The organism is Terrabacter terrae, from assembly GCF_039529575.1.
GTDB lineage: Bacteria > Actinomycetota > Actinomycetes > Actinomycetales > Dermatophilaceae > Terrabacter > Terrabacter terrae.
On record NZ_BAAANB010000180.1, the window covers coordinates 1 to 3,946 of the forward strand.

Annotated in this window: 4 protein-coding genes and 1 riboswitch; all 4 genes read right to left on the bottom strand. The window is 71.9% G+C overall.

Annotated elements, in window-relative coordinates:
* Positions 1–100 precede the first annotated feature (100 nt).
* A riboswitch (cyclic di-AMP (ydaO/yuaA leader) is annotated at positions 101–289 on the bottom strand.
* Between the two features lie 253 nt (positions 290–542).
* Complete coding sequence (locus ABD194_RS20565; protein ID WP_343994997.1) at positions 543–917, bottom strand: iron chaperone; 375 nt, start codon at positions 915–917, stop codon at positions 543–545.
* Positions 918–1,035: 118 nt separating this feature from the next.
* Entirely contained in the window at positions 1,036–1,713 is a 678-nt protein-coding gene (locus tag ABD194_RS20570) for an alpha/beta hydrolase (RefSeq protein ID WP_343994999.1), read from the bottom strand.
* A gap of 109 nt (positions 1,714–1,822) precedes the next feature.
* Positions 1,823–2,839: a zinc-dependent alcohol dehydrogenase family protein gene (locus ABD194_RS20575; RefSeq protein ID WP_343995001.1), complete on the bottom strand. Its 1,017-nt coding sequence runs from the start codon at positions 2,837–2,839 to the stop codon at positions 1,823–1,825.
* 298 nt (positions 2,840–3,137) lie between these two features.
* A partial coding sequence (locus tag ABD194_RS20580; protein ID WP_343995003.1) for a pirin family protein occupies positions 3,138–3,946 on the bottom strand: 809 nt, incomplete at its 5' end.

Consider the following 3,946-nt stretch of genomic DNA (forward strand, 5'->3'; position numbering starts at 1 on the left):
CCGGCTGAGCCGACTCGCGGGCGAGGAGCTTGAGCTCACTCAGGGGGTTGTGGCGTCCGGGCGCGCGGTGGCGCCCACGGGTGGTGTCGTTGATCACGGCTGTGCCTCTCCGCGCCTACGAAGTTAGCTGTCGGGTTCGGGCGGGGAGGTGCCCGGCCTCGGACCCAGCTGACGAAGACTTCGTCGCGCGGGGGCCGTGGCTTAACCCCAAGGACGCCCGGAGCCGAAGCGCCGAACGCCCGGAGAAACGTGTGGTTCCTCCGCTCCTGTCACAAGGTTCATGTCTTCTCGCCAGGTGGTGACAGGACTAGGCGGTCCACCGCGCGAGAGCCCGACCTGTTGGACGGACTACCGAAGAGTAGAGGAGCGGATCGGTCAAAGTCACGCCGAGGTAACGGAAGGGCGCTCGGAGTGTCACCAAATGTCCACTTCCAGTGCGCGATCCCCGCACGCTGCAGCGAGGGGTTGTGAGGCGGATCACAGCCCGGCACCGTATGCGGGTGGGCCGCTCGGGGGTACAAGCGGTCCCTGTCGGGGGCGTGTCAGCCGCCGGAGCTCTCCGAGACATCGGCCCGGCGCTCGATGCACAGCTGCGTGATCTCGGCGATCAGCTCGAGCGGGACCGGGCGGTTCACCGGGAAGCGCACGGTGTCCTTGGCGCGGCGGTAGGGGGCGATGGCCTCCTCGAACTCGGGGCTGCCGGTCGGCACCGGGTAGAGGCCCACGTGGTTCTTCCAGCCCGCGTAGTAGATGAGGGGCTTGCCGTCGACGGTGAAGGTCGCCATGCCGTAGCTGATCTTCTCGGCCGCGTGCGGAGCGACCTTCTGGATCGCCCGGCGCACCCCGGCAAGCTGCGTCCGCGTCTCCTCCGGGTAGGAGGCGATGTAGTCATCGACTGACGCAAATCTCGGGGCCAATCCTGGTCCTCACTTCGGTCGGACCGGTTCATGGAGGGGATGTTTCCGACTCTATTGTGCGAAACGGACCGCCGCAAAAGGAGGGTCAGCCGGCGGAGGTGCCGAAGCCCCGCGACCCTCAGACCTCGACCCACTGCTCGCCGGCCAGCACGCGTCCCACCACGCCTGTGGGCTCACGGCCCAGCAGGGTCGCGGCGGTGAACTGGGCCGCGAGGCCGTCGAAGACGTCGGACCGGCGCAGCATCGCGTGCTTGCCGCCCGAGACGCTGACGTAGCCGACGAGCTCGGCGGTTCGGGCCAGGTTGCAGGCCACCGAGGCGGACCTGCGCGCCGGCGCCACCCGGTCGTCGTCGCCGTGGACGATGAGCACCCGGCGTCCGGAGACGTCGGCGCGGCCCTCCTCCGGGTAGACCCACGGGTTGAGCGCCACGGCACTGACCACCGAGTGCTCGCCGGCCGCGAGGAGCGCGGCGCGACCGCCCAGCGAGTGCCCGACGAGGGTGACCGGCAGGTCGGGGCCGAACCGCTCGGCGACCTGGCCGAGCGCCCACCGCACGTCGTCGACCGGCGTGTGGGTCGCGTCCCAGCCGCGCGTCGAGTTGAGCAGCCGCAGCACCGCGGCCTCGCCCCGGACGGCGCGCGCGATCCGGGCCGCGACCGGGACCATCCGCAGCACCGAGAGCTGCGTCGGGCTGACCCGCATCGAACCGCGTCGAGCCGCGCCCCCGTGGAGCACGAGGGCGACGCCGCGCGGCGCGCTCGGTGCCACGGTGTCGAGGAGGCGGGCGTGCGTCATGTCGTCCTCCTCGCTCTTCCGGTGATGTTGTCCGGCTTGGTTCGGAGCCGCGGCGTCGTCGGGTTGGTCGCAGACGGCATACCCGTTGGTGGCTTCGGGGCCTGCGAAGCTAGGGGCGCAGGAGCACCTTGATGGCGCGGCGCTCGTCCATGGCCTGGTAGCCCTCGGCGACCTCGTCGAGCGGGAGCGTGAGGTCGAAGACCTTGCCCGGGTCGATGCGCCCGTCGAGGACCCGCTCCAGCAGGTCGGGCAGGTAGGTGCGGACCGGGGCCATGCCGCCGGCGAGGCCGACGTTGCGGACGAACATCTGCCGCACGGGCAGCTCGACGCCGTGAGGAGCGCCGACGAAGCCGACGCTGGAGCCCGGCCGGGCGATGCGGAAGGCGGTCTTCATCGACTGGTCGGTGCCGACGCACTCGAGCACCGAGTCGGCGCCGATCCCGTCGGTCAGCTCGAGGATCGCCTCGACGCCGGCGTCGTCGCGCTCGGCCACGATGTCGGTCGCGCCGAAGTCGAGGGCCAGCTTCTGGCGGGGCTCGTGGCGCGACATGGCGACGACGCGCTCGGCGCCGAGCTCCTTGGCGGCGATGACTCCGCAGAGCCCGACAGCGCCGTCGCCGATGACGACGGCGGTGCCGCCGGGCTCGACACGTGAGGAGACGGCGGCGTGCCACCCGGTCGCCATGACGTCGGCGAGGGTCAGCAGCGAGGGGATGAGCGCGTCGTCGGGCAGGCCGTCGGTCTTGACGAGGCTGCCGTCGGCCTGGTCGACGCGGACGAGCTCGGCCTGGCCGCTCTCGGTCCAGCCCTGGTGCTGGCAGACCGACGTCATGCCGGCGCGGCAGTGCGGGCAGGTGTTGTCGCAGTGCACGAACGGGATGACGACGAAGTCGCCCTTGCGGAAGTCGCGCACGTCGGCGCCGGTCTCCTCGACGACACCGACGGCCTCGTGGCCGATGGTGGAGCCGGCGGTGATCGGGTTGGCGCCGCGGTAGGGCCACAGGTCCGAGCCGCAGATGCAGCCGGCGACGACGCGCACGATCGCGTCGGTCGGCTCCTCGATCGTCGGGTCGGGGACCTCGGAGAGGCGGATGTCGCCGGGGCCATGGATCGTCGTCGCGCGCATGGACTCATCCTTACCCACCGGGCTCTTTCGCCCGAGCGCGCTTGGGTCCCCGGGGTCGTGCTCGCGGGTTCGCCGGGCTGGCTCGCGTTCGCTCGGTCCTGCTCGGGGGGCGTGGCGGCGCTCGCGGCGTGGAGCGTCGGCGGCCGTCCCAGCCCCTCGTTCCTTGCGTATGCCGTGGGCCGCCGCCGATGCCGCTCGCACCCCCACGCCCCCCTCCCGCTCGCACACCCACGTCGAGCTCCCTGTGGAGAAACGCGTGGAAGTGCCCACTCGACTTCGGGGAGCGGCGTTTCCCGCGTCAGCCTCGGGAGCGGAGGCGGAGGTTGGGGAGCTCAGGCGCGGGGAGGGTGTGCGTCCAGGCCTCGGGGAAGGTGCCGTAGCGGGAGTCGGGCAGCGCGGCGGCATACGAGCCGTACTCGCGGGTCTCGCGCTCGCGCTGCCAGTCCTCGCGGAAGGCGACGACCTCGTCGTGGCTGCGGCCGATGAAGTTCCACCACATGACGATCTGCTCGCCGAAGGGGGCGCCGCCGAGGAGGAGGAAGCGGGACGGCTCGTCGGCTCGGGCCTCGACGGTGATGCGGTCGGCGCCGGTGGGCTGGAAGACGATCTCGCCCGGCTTGGCGGTGGCGTCGCCGACGGTGACGACGCCGGTGTCGCAGAGGAGCCCGTGCTCGTGGGCGCGGTCGACCTCGATGGTCAGGATCGCGCCCGCAGGCAGGGTCACCTCGGCGCCGACGAGGTCCGAGAACATCGTCACGGGGGAGGTCTGGCCGAAGAGCGTGCCGAGGAAGACGAGGACGCGGGCGCCGCCGACCTCGGTGACCGGAGGCGCGTAGTGCTCGAAGCCGGGCGAGGTGTTGCGGTCGGCCTCGGGGAGCGCGACCCACAGCTGCGCGCCGTGCAGGACCGTGGTGTCCGGCGTGGAGAACTCGGAGTGGGCGATGCCCGAGCCGGCGGTCATGATGTTGAGCTCGCCGGGGCGGACGAAGGCGTGGGCACCGGTCGTGTCGCGGTGCTCGACCTCGCCGGAGAAGAGCCACGACACGGTCTGCAGCCCTGTGTGCGGGTGGCCCGGCACGACCATGCCGCCGGTCTGCGAGACGTCGT

Bases quoted from the DNA above. Each gene is read 5' to 3' on its own strand.
- ABD194_RS20570 (WP_343994999.1), bottom strand. From the start codon at position 1,713: ATGACGCACGCCCGCCTCCTCGACACCGTGGCACCGAGCGCGCCGCGC.
- ABD194_RS20575 (WP_343995001.1), bottom strand. From the start codon at position 2,839: ATGCGCGCGACGACGATCCATGGCCCCGGCGACATCCGCCTCTCCGAG.